Source organism: Flavobacterium glycines, assembly GCF_900100165.1.
GTDB classification, from domain to species: domain Bacteria; phylum Bacteroidota; class Bacteroidia; order Flavobacteriales; family Flavobacteriaceae; genus Flavobacterium; species Flavobacterium glycines.
Window position 1 is genome coordinate 645,000 of record NZ_FNEO01000001.1, and the last position, 19,980, is coordinate 664,979.

A 19,980-nucleotide genomic window follows, 5' to 3' on the forward strand; every position below is an offset into this window, starting at 1 on the left:
TGCCCCTGAAAACCAATATTAGTACAAAATTTCGATATGACTATTATGGAATATTAATTCCCTTAACATGAAAAAAAACTACCTACTAATAGCAATACTAAATACTATTAATAAACCTTTCTTTTTTTTACATAAGATAAAAAAAACTGGTTTTTTAAATATCCTATTCTTTTTAGGATTGTTTCTGAATACAAACTCCAACGCTCAGACTTTTAACACTTTTGACATTAGATATGCTACCGAATTAAAAGGTGACATGCTTGTAATTGGGAATAATCTTCTTGGAAAAGACAACAACCCTTTAAATGACAACAGCACTAATGAAAGCGTATCAATGCAGTATATTGATATTGACAGTGATGCCTCTACTTTTAATTCCAGCAGTGCCGATTTAGCTGTACCAAATACTGTTGATTGTTTTAAAATTGCTTATGCCGGATTGTATTGGGGTGCTTTAATTAAAACTGGTGACAGCAGAACGGACATCAATAAAGTTAAATTTAAAACGCCCGGAAGTTCAACTTATACAGATGTAACTGGTGAACTTATCTATGATGCCAATGTAGCCCCAATCGTTCCTGATGCAAACAAGCCGTATGCCTGCTATGCAGATGTGACCTCTATAATTTCCGGTTTAACAAGTCCTCAGGGAACTTATACAGTAGCTAATGTAAAATCAAGTACTGGACTTAATGGTTCTACAGGTTTAGCTGCGGGATGGACATTGTATGTGATTTATGAAAACCCGAAAACAACCACTAAATACATGGTTTCTTATGATGGTTTTAGTGCTCTTTATGATGGTAGAACTCTTGACATTCCTATTTCCGGATTTAGAACACCACCTTCAGGATCAATCAATATAAAATTTGGTTTTGCAACATTAAATGGGGACAAATCTTCAAATAACAGTAATAAAACTAAAGTTGAAATTAACAATGGTACTGCAAACGGTACATCTTTAACCACGACTCTAAGACCATCAAATTATTTTTTTAACAGTTCTATCACTAATTTAGATAGTTATTTTACTTCAAGAAACCCTAATGGCACTAACAGTTTAGGATATGACACCGGTATTGAACAACTTTTGAATGTTAATCAATCTACAATTGGAAATAATGCGACAAATGCCCAAATCACTCTACAAGTTGCAAGGGGTCAGGCTAATCCAATATTTAGTTTTTTCAATGCCTTTCAGGTTAATGTTATTGCTCCGGATATCTCCCTTACTAAACTAGTAAAAGACATCTCAGGTAATGATATCGGAAATACTGATGTTGCTCTTGGAACCAATTTATATTATGAAATTGGTTTTCAAAGCACCGGTAATGACAATGTGACAAATTTCACCTTAAAAGATGTTCTTCCTAAAAATGTAATATTTAACTATCCTTCGGATATTATATCATTACCTACAGGTGTAACACATAGCTATAATGCTACAACAAGAGAATTACTTTTTAATATACCAAACAGCTTAGTTGAAGTTGGTGATGTTAGCCAAACCATCCGCTTACATGTTCAGGTTGTTTCCAGTTATAAAGACTTATTGGATGCCTGCTCAAATGAAATCAAAAATCAGGCTTTTGCCAGTTATCGAGGTACTATCAACACAACACCAAGAGTTGATGAAGGTAGTTTTGCTTCAACAGTTTGTAATTTTGGCACACCATCATCTACTAATTTTTTAGTAAATATTAATGGGCAAACCTTTAGTAGTAATGAAGTACTATGCGGGGCCAGTGTACAATTATCAGGACCTAGTGGCTATAGTTCATACTCTTGGTCTACAAGTCCTACAGGAACTCCGGTTATAGGCACTAATCAAAATTATAACGCTACGGCTACCGGAACCTATTATATTACCTCCACATCTCCCTGTGCTACGGTAACTGAAGCTATAACAGTTAATCCTTTTGGCAATACAGTTACCAATCCTGTTATACCATTTGCAGATGAGGTAGCTGTTTGCCCTAATAATGGAAAGGATCTTCCAAATATTTTTCTTTGTGGTGCCAATGCAACCCGATATATTCAAACTAATATATCAGATGCTTCAACTATTGTTTGGGAAAAATTAAATGAAAACAGTTGTACCGCTGTTACAGTACCTAATTGTGCCAATGAAAGCACATCATGTCAATGGAATAGCGTTGGAACAGGGCAAAACTATACTGCAAATACATCAGGTCAATTTAGAGTTACCATAAATTATCCGGGGGGTTGTTACAGTATTTTCTATTTCAATGTATATCAAAATGTATTAAATCCAACTGCTACCACCAGAGATATTATTTGTAGTAAAAATGGAGAAATAACGATTGGCGGAGTTCCTTCAGGATATGAATATAGTCTGAATGGTTCTACTTATCAATCGTCTAATGTTTTTTCTATCCCTACGGCAGGTGCTTATACAGTTTATATCAGACAGGTGGGTGTTACGACTAATCCTTGTATTTTTTCTGTAACTAATATACTTATCAGACAAAGAAATTTTACAACTTCTACAATTGTTACTCAGCCAATATGTTATGGAGATAAAGGTGCTATCAAAATAGGTGCTCAGGATGCCTATCCCCAATATTACTACAGGATCCATCAAGGCGCAACTTTAGTAAACAGTGTAGGCCCAATATTAGCTAGTGATTATGAGTTTGCCGGTTTAAATCCGGGAACCTATACTGTACGCGTATGGACAGATGATGGTTGTGATTATTCCACTACTATCGATATAATTCAACCTCCACTATTGTCAGCAACTTCAGCATTGACAAAACCACTTACCTGTACTGATGGAGAAATAACTATTTATCCTAGTGGCGGAACGCCTCCTTATGCTTATTATGTAAATGGCTCGACTTCTTCGCAATCAACTCCACAAATTACAGTTAGCAGTGCAGGTACATATTCAATTCAAATAGTAGATAGCCAAAATTGCAGCACTACAACTTCTATAACGGTTGCTGCTATAGCACCTCCGGTATTCACCATTAGTAAAACGGATATAAAATGCTATAACGATACTACCGGAGTTATTAATTTTAATGTTACAAATGCTAATGGATATACCTTAGCTTACAGCATTAATAATGGAACAACTTATTCAGCAAATCCAACATTCTCCAACCTAAGCGCAGGGACTTATAATGCCATTGTAAAATATTCTTTGGCAGGAACTGACTGTTTTACTACAGCCCAAACGATTACCATTACACAGCCAGCCGCAGCATTAACAGCTACTGCAAGCATAACAGAACTGGCAGGTTGCGGACCTGCAGGAGAAGGAAAAATAAGCATTACTAATCCGCAGGGAGGCACAGCACCTTATGAATATAGTTTTGACAATCAAGTTACATGGACAACTGTAAATGAAGCCTACAAAGCTCCTGGAACTTATACAGTATATGTAAGAGATGCCAATGGATGTATCTATTCAATGTCTAATATAATTATAGCTCCACCACCGGTTACACCAACAATTACAATTGCAAATCCAACTTATAATTGCGATGGAACTGCTAATAGCAATGTAACTGTAACAACCATTCCCAATGCAAATTATACTTATCAATATCTGTTGGATGGGGTTGCAAACACAAATATCCCTGCTACTATTTTTACCAATTTAACAACAGGGAATCATACTATTTCCGTTAGATACAGTTCAACCAGCAGTGCTTTATCTTGTATCCCACAAACTGACTTTTTAGTTGTAGTTCCTTCTGGTAATGCTTTTACAGCAACTGTTTCAGGCGTTCAAAACCTGAGTTGCTCAGGGGCAAACGATGGTAAAATCACAATTACAGCTGACAATTTTAATACTGCTAATGGATTTCAATATTCCATTGACAATGGGATTAGTTGGAACACCCAAATGACTTCTCCTTATACAATTACGGGATTAGCTGCAGGAACCTATAACATTAAAATTCGTTATGGCGCAACTTCCGGAAACACTTGTGAGCAATCGTTTACTCCAGTAATTACTGCGCCATCTCCATTAGTCACTACTGCCAACATAAATAGCCCAGCCAGTTGTTCAGTTGGAGCTACGATTTCAACTGCTTCAACAGGAGGAACAGCTGCTTACAGATATGAATTATGGAATGCTACAGCAACCACTAACATCATACCTTCACAAAGTTCAGCGATCTTTAATAATGTTGCACCCGGAACTTATATTGTTCGCAGTTATGATGCTAATAACTGTACGGATGACAGCAATGTAATTACCGTAGTCGCTCCTCCGGGATTATCAGCGACTCTAGATCCTAGTTCGGATATTTGTTTTGACAGTCTGAATCAGGCAACATTAATCGTTACTGCTTCTGGAGGAACTGCTCCTTATGTCTACAGTCTGGACGGTGCTCCGGCTCAAAGCAGTAACACTTTCAACAATGTAGGTATTGGCACTCATACAATTGTTGTTACCGATAGCTATGCCTGTACCTCAACTATAAGTAATATCAGCATTACTCCGCAATTAACAGCAACAATCTCAAATATCAAAGAATTAGATTGCAGCAGCACCCCAAATGCAGTTATCACAGTTGCAATAACCGGAGGAAACAGCCCTTTTACTTATAAAGTCAAACAAGGATCTAGCAGTTATGGTTCCAATAATACTGTAACAGGAACATCATTTACTTATGCTACTGCAACAGCAGACGTCTATACTTTTGAAATTACAGATGCGAAGGGCTGTGTTGCTACAACCACTGCAACCATAAATCCATTAACACCAATTACAGCTACATTAAATGCCGTAAATCCTTCTTGTAATGGAGCTTCAGATGGCTCAGTACAAATCATTCCATCAGGCGGAATAAGTCCATACACCTACAGTAGTGATGGAACAAATTACGTTTCAACTTCCTTATTTTCGGGATTAGCAGCGGGCAATTATACCTTCTACATTAAAGACACCAAAGAATGTATCATCACAAAAACACTAACCTTAACCGAACCTACAACTTTAACCACAACAGCAACAGTAGTTCCGTTTAGTTGTAGCCCTTCTAATACCAAACAATCCGCAACAATTACAATTGTAGTTCCTACAACCGGAACCGCACCTTACACCTACAGTTTCAATGGCAGTAGCTATAGCGCCATCAACACTCTGACTCTAAATGATAATGGTAGCAATCAAAATGTTAGCTATTCGGTAAAGGATGCTAAAGGCTGTACATTTAGCAATAGTGTTAGCTTATCGAAACTAAACCCTCCTATGCCAGGTACAATTGGAACCAGCCCGATTAGTTGTTTAGTAACCACTAGTACGGTAACCGTTACTCCTGCTCCGGGAACAGGTGTTGGCACATTGAATTATGAGATTATTTCTCCAATTTCAGCAGTAACATCCAATTCTGCCGGAGTGTTTAATGGGTTAGCACCAGATACCTATATTTTCAAAATAACCGATGCTAATGGCTGTTATTATACACAATCACATAATGTATTACCTGTTATACCAATTACCATTTCAGGCAATGTAACAAGTGATGTACTTTGTAAGGGAGGAAATTCAGGAAGCGCTATATTCACCGTTTCCGGATTTTCAGGAACCTACAGTTATAGCATTAATGGGGCTACAGCCATTACAGGACAAACAGCTGCAACAATTAATTTATCCAATAGATCAGCAGGCACTTACACTATTTCAATTACTGACGAAGCTACAGCGTGTACAGCAAATACTTCTGTAACTATAACAGAACCTGCAATTGCCTTATCATTGACTGCTTTGGCTTCAAATATTAATTGTAATAATGATAATTCTCAAATCACCATAACCGCTTCAGGAGGAACAACCAATTACACCTATGCGGCTGTCATTTCTGGCGGTACCGCTCCTACGACGTATAGTAATAGCAAAATAGTGACTGTTGACACAAATTCAGGAAACAACTTATCATGGGATGTCTATGTAAAAGATGCCAATGGTTGTATCGAATTCACAACGGTAACTATTAGTACCGATCCGCTGCCAACCGTAAATACACCTGCATTAGCTTCCAACCAATGCACTGCTTCAACAGCTTTTACATTTACAGCCACCGGAACCGGAATCGCTCCATTAAATTACAGTATCAATGGAGGTCTTACTTACCAAAGCAGCCCTACATTTACAGTCAACACAGCCGGAAGTTATACCGTTACAATTAAAGATGCCAATGGTTGTACCGCTACAAGCAATAATCCGACCATAGTTTACCCAAAACTAACATTAAGCGCAGTCCTAAACAAAGACATCACTTGTAGCCCTACCACTGACGCTCAAATTACCTTGACCGCTACCAATGGAAACAGTGCTGGCTATACCTATGCATATTCTAATAATAACGGGACCTCTTTTATAACGATGGCTTCCACTATTTTTAACACTAATACGCCAGGCAGCTATACTTTTAAGGTAACCGATGCCAATGGTTGTACTGCCGAAACTTCAACAGCTATTGTATTAACCGCTCCGGTCACTCCGGAAATCATTGACCACACTCCTATTCAAGAAATTTATTGCAACGGCGAAGCAACCGCAGCAATTAAGATAAACATTGATAGCAGTAAAGGAATAGCACCATTTAGCTATAGTATCGATGGAACCAATTTTCAATCTTCAAACGTTTTTTCAAGTTTAGCTGCCGGAAACTATACCGTAACATTAAAAGACAGTAAAGGTTGTACAGATAGTTATCCTATTACTATTAACCAGCCTGATGCTTTAGATTATATCCTCAAAGCAACTCCAATTACATGTCCTGTTAATACTCCAGGTTCTATTACAATTAAAAGAGGAGCAGCAGGATTAGGAGGCACAGCACCTTATACATATACACTAACTAATAATGCTGGTTACCCAACACAAATAGTAACCAACGACCCTGGAACTTCTGATTATACTTTTGGGGGATTAAATTTTGCTACATATTATATTACTGTGACAGATGCTAATGGATGTTCCTTAAAAAAATCCGAAAAAGTAGCTTCACCTCCTGATAATCTTGACATTGAGATAGAGCCAACAGCTGATTGTATCTCAGGAGGAACCGTCAAAGTAACTGTTGGAGGAGCTGTATTAGGAACAGGTCCTTTTTACTTTGCTATTTACCAACAGCCGTACCCGACAACTCCCACTTTTGATGGAGTTGGGATTGTTGAATCTCCTTTTCAAGCAGCAGATGCTTCAGATCCAAAATCAACTACTTTTACAGGATTACTCCAAGGAGTATACTATTCGTTTATGGTTTATGATGCATCTACCGGATGCTCTTATATCAGACAAGCCGAAACTCCTACGATTAAAGCAACCAGTCTGGCTACTTTAAGAGTTGTAACCGATGTGACCTGTAAAGGAGCCAATGATGGAACAGTTTCGATTACTTTGGATAAAGATCCATCTGCTGCTCCCGGATACAACCCTCCTACCTCAGTTGATTATGCCGTTTATGATTCAAAAACCAATATGCCTTTGTCTCCAGTCCCTAATGAAGACTTTGGAATTGCTGTTGGTTCTTATCCATTTGTGATGCCACTAATTGGAGGTCTTGCACCTGGTTCATACTATGTAGTAATCACCGAGCACGGAGGAACAAATGATGGTTGTAGTAGTGCAACACTTCCTTTTGACATCTACGAATCGGCTACTGAATTGGAAGTTACAGCTACGATTACTAAAAAAGACAACTGTAATCTTAATGCAGGTCAGATTGTAGCAATTGCCAAAGGAGGAACTACAATGTCCAGAGAAGATGCATTAGCCGTTCCGCCTCAGGTAGCTACCGCAATTCCATACCAATATCAGATTTTAACTGATACAGACACTCCTCCTCTATCTAATAATTCAAATTGGGGAACAACAAACACCTTCTACAAAGAAGCAGGCAACTATATTGTTTATGCGATGGATGCCAATAAATGTATTAAACCATTCCCTATCACATTAGATTCTGATGCTGCTCCTACTATAGCTACTCCAGCTACAATCTGTTATGATGGCAATCCATTTACAATAACCATTACCGGAACTGTTGACCCGGCAATTGTTGGCAGCAAAACCTACAGCATCAATGGCAGCAGTTTTCAAAGCAGTCCTAATTTCACCTTTAATGCAGCAGGCACTTATAATTTAGTCATTAAAGATGGTAATAATTGTACTGCCAATGTTGATTACATAGTTTATCCGCAATTACAACTTGATGCAGCCTTAACTAAGGAATTAGATTGTACTACATCTCCAAATGCAGCAATTACATTAACCGCTACAGGTGGAAACACTTCTCCTTCGGCTAGTTATAATTATGAATCTTCTCCTGATGGTACAAGTTGGTCTACAATGGCGACTAATGTATTTACTGCAACAACAGCCGGAATCTATTACTTTAGAGTTACAGATAACAACAATCCAACGAGTTGTCAGGCTACTACGAGTTTAACTGTAGATCCTAAAACACCAACCGTTTTCACTACTGCTGAAACCAATGTTAATTGTAATGGCAGCAATGAAGGAACAATTACCGTAAATGTAAGTTCCGGTGTAGGTCCATATCAATATAAATTAGACGGTTCTGTTTCTTATGGTTACCAGACTTCTAATCAATTTAATTCATTAACAGCTGGAACAAACTATGTTGTAACGGTAAGAGACAGTAAAATGTGTGAATACTCAAGCACTCCAATTACAATTACCCAGCCAACTCCTTTAAGCGCAACTTCGGCATTAACCACACCTTTAAGCTGTGGTACAGGGAATGCAACACAAGCAGCAACAGTAACAATAACAGCTATTAACGGAACAGCGCCATATACCTACAGCTATAATGGAGGAGTAAGTTATACTTCATCAAACACCTATCAGTCATTTACAGGTACCACTTTTAATGTTTGGATAAAAGATGCTAATGGCTGTACTTTTGAGCTGATAAATGGTGTTACTATTCCACCTTTAAATCCGCCAACAAATATAGACTTTAGCGGAACACCTATTTATTGCGCACCGGTCGCTAATCAAACCAGTACCGTGACTTTAACAACAACAAACGGTGTATTGCCTTTAAGTTATAAAATCGTATTTCCTGTAAGCGCAACATCAAATGTTTCTGGTGCTTCAAATGGAATTTTCACAGGATTATTACCTGACACATATCTCTTCCAAGTCACCGATGCTAATGGCTGTAGCTATCAAGAATCTTACACCGTTAATCCGGTAACTAACATTAATGTTTCAGGACAATTAATTAGTAATGTGACTTGTAATGGCGGAACTAACGGAACAGTTCAATTTACCGTAACTAATTTTACAGGAACTTATAGTTATTCCATCAATGGAACGCCAACAGCTACAGGACAATCAAATGCTACAATTACACTCCCGGGATTAGCAATTGGAACCTATACTATAGTTGTAACAGACGAAACAACAGGCTGCGAAGCAACAACTTCGGTTACCGTTTCAGAACCTGCCCCTTTAACATTAACACCAGCATCCAACATCAATGCAAATTGTAATTTTGGTGCTCAGGTATCGGTAACCACTTCCGGAGGAATTGCACCTTATAGCTATTCATTTGTACCAAGTGGAAGCGGTGCCGGAACTTACACCAACTCCCCTTCTGCCGTTTTAGACCCTGCGGTATCAACAACTTGGGATGTATGGGTAAAAGATGCCAATGGTTGCATTATTTCAAGTCCGCTTGCCATTACAATTACTACTGATCCTATGCCATCAGTAGCAGTTAATCCATACAGTCAATGTCCATCGGCAACAGGAGAATATACTTTTACACTTTCAGCAACGGGAATCGCTCCTTTTGAATACAACATTGGTTCAGGATTCCAAAGTAATCCAACATTTACGGTAAATACTCCGGGAACTTATAATGTAACCGTTAAAGACAAAAATGGATGTACTACTACAGCAAATGCTTTAATAAACATCTTAGCTGCCTTGCAACTGGAGGCGGATATTACTGCGTTGCCAAGTTGCTCCAATGGTGATGGAACATTAACACTTACAGCCACAGGAGGATCAGGCAACTATGAATACAGGATAGATTCTGGTGCTTATCAGGCATCTGCAAACTTTACTAATCTATTTGCTGGTTCTCATACAGCTACTGTCAGAGATATTACCACAAGCTGTACTTTTTCTATTCCGGTAAGATTAGAAGCAGCAACTCCTGTAACTGGTTTTGCTCTTTCAAAAACCGATGTAAGCTGCAATGGAGGCAGCGATGGTGTAATTACTGCTACAATGGCTACTCCTGCTCCAGGCATAAATGACAATCCAGTGTATATGTACAGTCTTTCCGGTAGCGCAGTAAGACCAGCACAATCCTCCAATATCTTTAGCGGATTGATAACGGGGAATTATACTGTTACGGTAACCTCAGCCAGAGGTTGTACAGCAACTGAAAATATTAGTATAGCACAACCTGCTATTATTACAGTTCCTGCTCCGGTGGTGTCTCAATTTGGATGTACCAGCGGTTCGAATACTACTAATTTTGCAACAATCACTGTTAACGGAGTAACGGGCGGTTCAGGAATTTATAACTATGAATTTATCAAAGGCGGAACAAGGGTTCAGTTTGGAACTAACAATGTATATACCGAAACCAATTTATTAGGTGGAAATTATACAATAAATGTTTATGATAACAAAGGCTGTACAGCTAGTGTTCCGGGAAGTATAAATATTAATCCATTCATTGGTTTAGATAAAATTACTGTTAATGTAAACAATGCTATCACTTGTACTAATTTAGAAGACATTACTGTATTGGTAAGTACTACAGGAGGAACTCCAACCAACTTACAATACACCCTGGTTGACTATAATGCTACTACAGGAGTTTCAGGTGCTAAATATCCATCACAATCTAATACAACAGGGGTTTTCACCGGTTTAGTAGTTGGAAATTATTTAATAACCGTACTCAATCCAGACACAGGCTGTAGCATAACATCAGTACATTATGTAAATGAACCGAATACTTTCGATTTAAATATTAATACTACTGTTGATGTTAGCTGTTATGGAGGAAATAATGGCAGTGTCAATGTTACTTTGATAGACAGAGTAATTAGTGCCGGCAATCCGGATCAGTCCGGCCCATTTAACTATACCATTGTTGATGTACTCAATAATCCTGTTAGCTCTGGAACAAGTGCCACAGCAGGACCTGTAACCATCAATAATTTGCAGGCAGGCAGCTATACTATAAGCGCTATCTTAACGAATAGTCCATATTGTTCGGCTACTAAAAACTTTACAATTGCCCAACCTTCAGCTGCTTTAACAATCGCCGAAACGCATACCGAAATCACCTGTATTTCCGGAAATAATGACGGAAGTATCACAGCAACAGCTACTGGTGGTTGGTCAGGAGGTTATCAGTTTGAATTGGTTGGTCCGGTAAATGTGGCTTATTCAGCTCAAAGCAATTTTACAAATCTGACAGCCGGAAATTACACTGTTAACGTAAGAGATAGTAAAGGTTGTATCGCTTCCGCAAATGTGACTTTAGTAATTCCAACACCAATCAGCATAACAGCAAGTTCCAATGCAGCAATGGTGAGTTGTTTTGGTGACAAAAATGCAACTATCACAGTTACTACCTCTACCGGCGGACAAGGTTCTAATTACATGTATACCCTAAACACAACTTCGTTGACTCCTGCTACTTCAAGTGGTCCGCAGGCATCTCAGGTATTCTCAGGTTTAGGAGCAGGAACTTATACCGTTACAGTTACTGATGGCTACAACTGTTCGGCAACTTCGGCTCCAATTGTTATTAGCGAACCCACAAAAGTAAATGCAAGTTTAACAGTTGCCAGCACCCAAAGCTGTTTGAATCAAACCACGCTTACCTTAAGCGCAACAGGAGGAACCGGAACTTATACTTACAGTGCTGATGCTGCCTTTACAACTGTTTTAGGTTCATTCGTTTCATCGGTTAATTTCCAGATTCCACCCGGAACCTATACGTATTATGTCAAAGATGCTAATGGATGTATTTCCAATGTTTCTAACCAAATAAAAATAGATCCGTTGCCTGCATTAAAAATAAATGTTGACATCAGAAATGCAGTAATAAATTGCGCCGGAGATAATACCGGAGTAATCGCTGCAACTGCCGAAGGAGGATTAGGAAATTACAGCTATAGTTTGCTGGATGGTTCGGGAGCAACTATTCAGGGACCAACTGCTTCGGGTAATTTTACCGGACTATTTGCAGGAAATTATCAAATTAAAGTTGACAGTGGTGATTGTACGACTACCTCATCAACAATAACTATTACACAACCTTTGGCACCGTTAACAGCTACTTATGTGATTACTCCGGTTAGTTGTAATGGAGCCAATAATGGCGTATTTACAGTTAATGCTTCGGGAGGAACGGGCATCATCAAATATGCGATTTCGCCTAATTTGAATCAGTTTTTCGATTCTAATATTTTCGATAATCTCGCTCCGGGAAATTATAATGTAATTGTTCAGGATGTACTGGGATGCTACGTGAAAATCAATTTTGATATGACCGAACCAACCCCAATCCGTGCAACAACTATTGCAAGTTCTGTAATTCCTGAAGTTTGTTATGGGGATAAAGATGGGGCATTTAGTATCAATATCACCGGAGGAGTTCTACCTTACAGTGTTAACTTAGACAATCCAACAGGAACCTATACTACGGGTACGGCGACTCAAACGCAGTTTGATTTTACCGGATTGACCGGAGGTAAACATACCGTGTATATTTTAGATGCAAATGGCTGTTCTTTCGAATGGGATGTTATCATGGATGAATCGGTTAAAATAAACCCGGTTGCAATTGTTGATTATGGATGTGTGAATAATTCTGCCAGTAATTCGGTTACAGTTACAGTTGATGCCAGCATAACAAACCCATCTGATTTGGATTATTCTTTAGACGGAGGCGCTTATCAGGTAAGTAATGTATTTACAAATGTAGCTGCCGGAACGGACCATTATATTGATGTAAGACATACCAATGGATGTATCAAACGAACTGCTGATTTCAATATTCTACAAATTGATCCGTTGACTCTAACGTTAACTGATGGCGGTCTAAACGAAATTATTGCAACAGCAGCCGGTGGTGGCGGTGGCTACCAATACACTTTTAACGGAGAAGAGAACGGCACTAAGAACAGCTATATCATTTACAAATCGGGAGATTATACCGTGCAGGTAACTGACGCTAATGGCTGTGTGGCCAGCGCTACCCGCTATTTTGAATACATCGATGTGTGTATTCCAAATTACTTTACCCCTAACGGAGATGGTGTAAATGACGGATGGGCTCCGGGATGTACCGAAAACTATAAGGATTTAACATTCGATATTTTTGACCGATACGGACGAAAAATTGCCACTTATCGTACAGGCCAAAAATGGGATGGAAAATATAATGGTAACGAACTGCCTTCGGGAGATTATTGGTATGTTTTAAAACTCAATAACAAAAAAGATAATCGGGAATTTGTGGGTCATTTTACACTTTACAGATAACAAAAAACCAAAGCCATGTGGACCCAAATTAAAAATAGTACGATGAAAAAAACAGCATTATTAATTTTTCTCCTGATGATAACTTTTGGTTATTGTCAGGAGATGAATATACCTGTTCACACCCAATATTTAGCCGATAATCATTTTGTGATTTCACCAACCTTTGCCGGAATTGGAGATAATCTCAAAATTAGAGCCAATGGATTAGCTCAATGGGTTGGCATTAAAGACGCCCCAAGAAATCAATCGATTTATGCCGATTTTAGAATTGCGGATCGTTCCGGAATTGGAGTTTCTTTTTACAATGATAAAAATGGAAACACCCGACAAACGGGAGCTAAATTCTCATTTGCCCAACATCTTATTTTAGATTATTATACCAAACAATATTTGTCATTGGGAATTTCGTACAATATCAATAATTTTAAAATTGACATCGAAAATTTTAATACCACTTATGAAATTCCGATTTTAGACCCAAGCGTAACCGACAATCGTTTTAATTCAAACAACAACTTTGATATTGGCGCTTTGTACCGATATGATAATTTTTATTTCAGTTTCAATGCCAGTAACATCCTGGCAAAAAATATTGATAAGTATTTTGGTGCCGAACCTAATTTACTTTTGAATTATCAAATCTATTCCGGTTATGTAATAAAAGGTCCTGTTAACAGCAGAGAAGAATACGAACCTTCGGTATATTACCAATTATTTGCCAGCGATAAACGTTCCAGTACAGACATCAATATTAAATACCGAAAATTCAATAAGTATGAAGATTACTATTGGGCCGGAATATCCTATCGTTTCCTTAATGACCAGGTTTTCAAGCCTCTTAATTTAGGTCCTATGTTAGGTTTTAAAAAGTCCAATTTCTACTTTGGATATTCTTATCAGGTTACACTAAACCCGTTAATGACTTTCAATTCAGGAACCCATATGGTTACTATAGGAATGGATTTCTTTGCCGGAATTAGCAATTGTCCTTGTACACAAAGTCCTGTTCATGATTGATATTTGACCCATAAAATTGAGGTTCTAAAAAAAAGTAATCGCAGGAATTCTGTTTTTTACCTCAATAATTAGAAAGCTAAAAATAAGAAGCTTAAATTTGAGGAGTAAACTTGTTTTCATGAAAAAAAACATTACTTCTTATCTATTAATTTTTTTCGTGTGCATAGCATTCCTGCTATTGCCTTATATGTTTACATCTAACGGAGGCGTTTTAAAACTGCCTAATTTAGTAAACAATCCTCATGATCGAATTTACTTTTTCATCTATTCGATGTTGCTGATTTTCTTTCTGTTTAATTATTATTATCTTATTCCTAAAATTTATTTTTCAAAAAAACAGCTGTTATATTTCGGGATAATAAGTTTGTTTTTACTCTTTTTCCTTTGGATTTCAACTCATTTGGACCATCCCGATCGCAATTTTTTGGATTTTAATAAATATCCTAAATTTCATTTAAAAAGACTTCCCCCTCCACCCAACATGAAAAAACATTTTGACGGAGGACCACCTACTCAATACAGTCACACCATTTTAGTTTATCTAATTGGGGTGGTTTCCAGTTTATTATTTGCCATCAATAATCGATTGAGAAATGTCGAAAAAGAAAAAATGCAATCGGAATTGTCTTTCCTAAAAGCGCAAATCAATCCGCATTTCCTGTTTAACACCCTGAATAGCATTTACGCTTTAGCCATTAAAAAAGATGATAAAACGGCCGATGCCGTGGTTCAATTATCAGAATTAATGCGATACATCATTACCAATGCTAATGACGATGTTATAGCTTTAGACAAAGAACTAAACTATATTGACAATTTTATCCAACTGCAAAAAACAAGATTAGGAAATACCGTTGAGATAAAATACGAGCTCGATGGTAATGTATATGGCAAATGCATCACACCACTCATTTTAATTTCGTTTATTGAAAACGCCTTCAAACATGGAGTAAACCCCAATCAGGATTCAGAGATTAATATAAAAATCAACATTGAGGACGAATTTTTAACTTTATTTGTATCTAACAACAAAGTAGATTCTGTTCAGTCTCAAAGTGGTATTGGATTGCAAAACACCATTGAAAGATTAAGTCATTTGTATCCAAAAAAACATGAATTATCAATTGATGATTCTCAAAATAAATATACGGTTACTTTAAAAATTAATGTAGGATGTTAAAAGCAATTGCTCTTGATGATGAACCTCTGGCACTGGAAGTGTTACAAAGTTTTTGCAATCAAACGGAAGGCATTACTTTAGAAAAAACCTTTACCAAATCAGAGGATGCTTTTAAACATTTGAAAAAATACCCTGTAGATTTATTGTTTTTAGACATCAATATGCCGTCAATTTCAGGTATTGATTTTTACAAAAAACTGCCACACAAAACAATGGTCATTTTCACTACTGCCTACTCAGAATATGCCGTTGAAGGTTTTACACTCAGTGCAACCGATTATATCTTGAAACCGTTTTCTTTTGCACGTTTTAAACAAGCAGTTGAAAAAGCGGTTTACCAATACAAATTACAAAACCAAAACCCGGAGCAACTCTATCTTTTTATTCGTGCCGACTATAGTTTGATTAAAATCCTATTTTCAGATATTTTATTCATTGAAGGATTAGACGATTATCTTAAAATTCATATTCAAAATCAAAAAACAGTAGTAGCCCGAATGACTTTGAAAGCCATTTTAGAAAAACTACCTTCTCCGGAATTTGTTCGTGTACACCGATCCTTTATTATACCTATTTCCAAAATTGACAAAGTGCGTAATAAAATCATCTATATCAACGATGAAGAAATTCCGGTAAGCGCCAGTTACGAAGCAGCATTTTTTGCCCTACTCAATAAAGAGTAAAACTGCTTTTTCTATTCCGGAAATATATATTTTTTACTGACTATCATCCTTTTACCTCAGGTTTCTCTCCAAACACCTCAATCTTTTTTTCAAACTTTAGAATTAAAATACTTTTATATCCATAAACCTATAAATTGTATTTAGCATGGAAAGAAAAGATTTTTTAAAAGGATTAGGATTAGTAGGATTAGGATCTTTAGCTATTCCGATAATAAGTTCTTGCGGTAGTGACGAAGATTCTTCTTCTACTGATTCGAGCGCAACCGACAATACTGAAGCCACCGATACAGGAAGCTCTTCGGGTTCATCAGGATGCAGCGTTACAGCAACTGAAACAGCAGGTCCGTTTCCTACTAAAACGCCTTCATCATTAGTGAAATCAGATATTACCAGTGACCGAACAGGAGTTCCGTTAACAATAAACATCACCATCAAAAATAAAAATGCAAGTTGTGTGGCTCTTGAAGGAGCCTTAGTAGATATTTGGCATTGTGATAAGGATGGTTATTACTCTGAATACGGAGGAACCGGCATGCAATCAGCTGATTTTACTTCGGTACATTTTTTAAGAGGAAGACAAACTACTAACGCCAATGGACTGGTAAGTTTTACATCAGTTTTCCCGGGTTGGTACAGCGGGAGAGCAACACATATTCATGTTCATATTTACAATTCTTCAGGAACTTCTTTATTAGTTACTCAAATAGCTTTTCCTGAAGGTTCTGGCAGTGCTGTTGTTTTAGTAAATGCATCAACCGCTAACGGATATACAAAAGGCATGAGCGGTTATACTTATAATGCCAATGATAATGTGTTTTCAGATGGTGTAAGTACAGAAATGTCAACAGTAACAGGAAGTGTTGCTACGGGTTTTGTATTAACACATACCATAAACGTAGCCGCTTAATTTAAAACATCAAAGCATGATTAATCAAAGTCAAGCTCAAATTTATCTTGCAAATGCAAGAAGACAAAGGCAAACAAAGGGTTACCATTGTTGGTCTGTGTTTAATGCTGAAAATTATCAAGAAAAAACAAGTACAATTTTGGGGACTTTATTTCTTTTTAATTATCAGATACTGGCGCCAAATCACAGCACAACAATGGTAACTCATGCCGATTGTATTTACTATATTTTACCACTTTATGGAGGAATTCATCTTGAAGACGAACATTATAACGAAAAACTCATTTTAAGTCAAAAGATTGAACAGATTGTTCCCGAGAATCCAGCTAAATTTGAAATTTCAAATCCATTCGAAGAAAACATAAGCTTCCTAACCATAGCATTCAAACAGCAAACAAACAAACTTAAAAACCAATTACTTTCTTTTAATTTTAAAGAAAATAATAAATTAATTCCAATTTTCGAAAACAAAATTGCCTGTACTTATATTGGGAATTTTGATGGTCGAAAAGAAGCAGCATATCCGTTAAAAAACAAACAAAACAGCATTTTTGTATACATCATTCAAGGCGCATTCGAATTTGAAAACAGACTACTTGAAGCTGGCGACGCCTTAAGCTTAAAAGAAATCGAAGCTGTAGAATGGGAAGCACTTTCTGAAAATGCTCTCTTGTTACTAATCGAAATACAATTAGCATGAATTATAAATCCAAAATACAATTGGCCTACCGCTTAGTAATTGACAAAGATTCCGCTTTTGTTTGGGACAAATATGTTTTTGAAGACAGCTATCAGGAATATCTACTACAACACCAGCAATTCAATTCCAAAGAAAATCCCTTAAAAACATTCAGAGAATTACTCGCTGAGAACGAAAAAGCAACACAATTGCATTATCTGACGGGTATTGCTGCGGCAAATTATGTGCAGCAACTCAAAGGGAATTTTTATCGCGTGACCGATGCACTTGGCAATAATTACTTTCCATTTATAAATTACCGCTTAGACATCATCAATACCGATATCGCGGATATAAACAAACACAAAATAGGCATTACTTTCTATTCCCCCCTGCTCACCTATTTAGGAATGGTCGACAATCATTTTTTACTTTCCAAAAACACTGACGACAGTAATCAATTTGAAACTTTTATGATTCCTGCTCAGGCTAATCTTTCCGTCTGTTATCTGAAAGAATAAAAACTGGTGTTGAAGCATATTTATAGAACAGACAAAATTTAACTTTTTACATACATTTTTTTAAAATAAGAAATATTACATCAAATTTTTGACCTTTTACATCGTTTTCGTTGCAAAAAATTGATTTTTTTGAAAATTTGAAATTTAATACTACTAGAAAATTTCTATATTTGTTTCACTTTCAAAAAAACAATCTAAAATTAAACTAATGAAGACTTTAAACGATTTTGATTTTAAAAATAAAAAAGCAATTATCCGCGTTGATTTTAACGTGCCTTTAGACGAAAATTTCAATGTAACTGACGTTACTCGTATCGAGGCTGCAAAACCTACTATTTCTAAAATCCTTGCTGACGGTGGAAGTGTAATTTTAATGTCACACTTAGGACGTCCAAAAGGAGCTGAAGATAAATATTCATTAAAACACATTTTAAAAACAGCCAGCGAAATTCTTGGTGTACCTGTAAAATTTGCTGCAAACTGTGTAGGTGAAGTAGCAAAACAAGCTGCAACAGAATTAAAAGCCGGTGAAGTTTTATTACTAGAAAATTTACGTTTCCACGCTGAAGAAGAAGCCGGAGATGTTGCTTTTGCAAAAGAATTGGCTTCATTAGGGGATATTTATGTAAACGATGCTTTTGGAACTGCTCACAGAGCGCATGCTTCAACTACTATCATTGCTCAATTTTTCCCAACAGCTAAATGTTTCGGTTCTTTATTAGCTAAAGAAATTGAAAGCATTGATAAAGTATTAAAAAACAGTGAAAGACCTGTAATTGCTATTCTTGGAGGATCTAAAGTATCTTCAAAAATTACAGTTATCGAAAATATCCTTGACAAAGTAGATCACATGATTCTTGGTGGCGGAATGACTTTTACTTTCATTAAAGCACAAGGAGGAAAAATTGGAAATTCTATTTGTGAAGATGACAAACAGGAATTAGCTCTTGAAATTTTAAGAAAAGCAAAAGAAAAAGGAGTACAAATTCATATTCCTGTTGATGTTGTTGCGGGAGATGATTTCTCTAATAATGCAAACACTCAGGTTGTTGATGTAACTAATATTCCTGATGGTTGGGAGGGTATGGATGCTGGTCCTAAATCATTAGAAAACTTCAAAAAAGTAATTTTAGAATGTAAAACTATTCTTTGGAACGGACCGTTAGGAGTTTTTGAAATGGATACATTTTCAAAAGGAACTATCGCTCTTGGTGATTATATCGCTGAAGCAACTGCAAACGGAGCTTTCTCACTTGTAGGTGGTGGAGATTCAGTTGCAGCAGTAAAACAATTTGGTTTTGAAGACAAAGTAAGTTACGTTTCTACAGGTGGAGGAGCTATGCTGGAGATGCTTGAAGGCAAAACTTTACCTGGTATTGCAGCTATTTTAGAGTAAAATATAACAATTTTAACACTTTTTATTGATTTTTTTAGTTTTAACCTCTTAAGTTTG

General features: G+C 36.9%; 8 protein-coding genes. All 8 read left to right on the forward strand.

Annotated features, from left to right (window positions below):
- Positions 1-67: 67 nt before the first annotated feature.
- The 8 genes from BLR17_RS02370 (at position 68) to BLR17_RS02405 (ending at position 19,923) form a co-directional block, all read left to right on the forward strand.
- Positions 68-13,540, forward strand: coding sequence for a T9SS type B sorting domain-containing protein (locus BLR17_RS02370; RefSeq protein ID WP_074517116.1), 13,473 nt, complete (start codon positions 68-70; stop codon positions 13,538-13,540).
- A 42-nt stretch (positions 13,541-13,582) separates the two neighbouring features.
- Entirely contained in the window at positions 13,583-14,557 is a 975-nt protein-coding gene (locus tag BLR17_RS02375) for a PorP/SprF family type IX secretion system membrane protein (RefSeq protein WP_066328491.1), read from the forward strand.
- A 481-nt stretch (positions 14,558-15,038) separates the two neighbouring features.
- Positions 15,039-15,737 (forward strand): sensor histidine kinase, encoded by a 699-nt coding sequence (locus BLR17_RS02380; protein ID WP_169817162.1) that lies wholly within the window; start codon positions 15,039-15,041, stop codon positions 15,735-15,737.
- On the forward strand, positions 15,731-16,420 hold the full coding sequence (locus tag BLR17_RS02385; protein ID WP_066328100.1) for a LytR/AlgR family response regulator transcription factor: 690 nt from the start codon (positions 15,731-15,733) through the stop codon (positions 16,418-16,420). Before BLR17_RS02380 ends, BLR17_RS02385 begins: the two co-directional genes overlap by 7 nt.
- Before the next feature lie 145 nt (positions 16,421-16,565).
- Positions 16,566-17,327, forward strand: a complete 762-nt coding sequence (locus tag BLR17_RS02390; protein ID WP_066328096.1) for a dioxygenase family protein — start codon at positions 16,566-16,568, stop codon at positions 17,325-17,327.
- A gap of 16 nt (positions 17,328-17,343) precedes the next feature.
- Positions 17,344-18,027 carry a pirin family protein gene (locus BLR17_RS02395; RefSeq protein ID WP_066328093.1) on the forward strand — a complete coding sequence of 228 codons (684 nt, stop codon included), beginning with the start codon at positions 17,344-17,346 and terminating at the stop codon, positions 18,025-18,027.
- Positions 18,024-18,527 (forward strand): hypothetical protein, encoded by a 504-nt coding sequence (locus BLR17_RS02400; RefSeq protein ID WP_066328091.1) that lies wholly within the window; start codon positions 18,024-18,026, stop codon positions 18,525-18,527. Before BLR17_RS02395 ends, BLR17_RS02400 begins: the two co-directional genes overlap by 4 nt.
- 208 nt (positions 18,528-18,735) lie before the next feature.
- Positions 18,736-19,923, forward strand: coding sequence for a phosphoglycerate kinase (locus BLR17_RS02405; RefSeq protein ID WP_066328089.1), 1,188 nt, complete (start codon positions 18,736-18,738; stop codon positions 19,921-19,923).
- The last annotated feature ends 57 nt before the right edge of the window (positions 19,924-19,980 follow it).

Bases quoted from the DNA above. Each gene is read 5' to 3' on its own strand.
- BLR17_RS02370 (WP_074517116.1), top strand. From the start codon at position 68: ATGAAAAAAAACTACCTACTAATAGCAATACTAAATACTATTAATAAA.
- BLR17_RS02375 (WP_066328491.1), top strand. From the start codon at position 13,583: ATGAAAAAAACAGCATTATTAATTTTTCTCCTGATGATAACTTTTGGT.
- BLR17_RS02380 (WP_169817162.1), top strand. From the start codon at position 15,039: ATGAAAAAACATTTTGACGGAGGACCACCTACTCAATACAGTCACACC.
- BLR17_RS02385 (WP_066328100.1), top strand. From the start codon at position 15,731: ATGTTAAAAGCAATTGCTCTTGATGATGAACCTCTGGCACTGGAAGTG.
- BLR17_RS02390 (WP_066328096.1), top strand. From the start codon at position 16,566: ATGGAAAGAAAAGATTTTTTAAAAGGATTAGGATTAGTAGGATTAGGA.
- BLR17_RS02395 (WP_066328093.1), top strand. From the start codon at position 17,344: ATGATTAATCAAAGTCAAGCTCAAATTTATCTTGCAAATGCAAGAAGA.
- BLR17_RS02400 (WP_066328091.1), top strand. From the start codon at position 18,024: ATGAATTATAAATCCAAAATACAATTGGCCTACCGCTTAGTAATTGAC.
- BLR17_RS02405 (WP_066328089.1), top strand. From the start codon at position 18,736: ATGAAGACTTTAAACGATTTTGATTTTAAAAATAAAAAAGCAATTATC.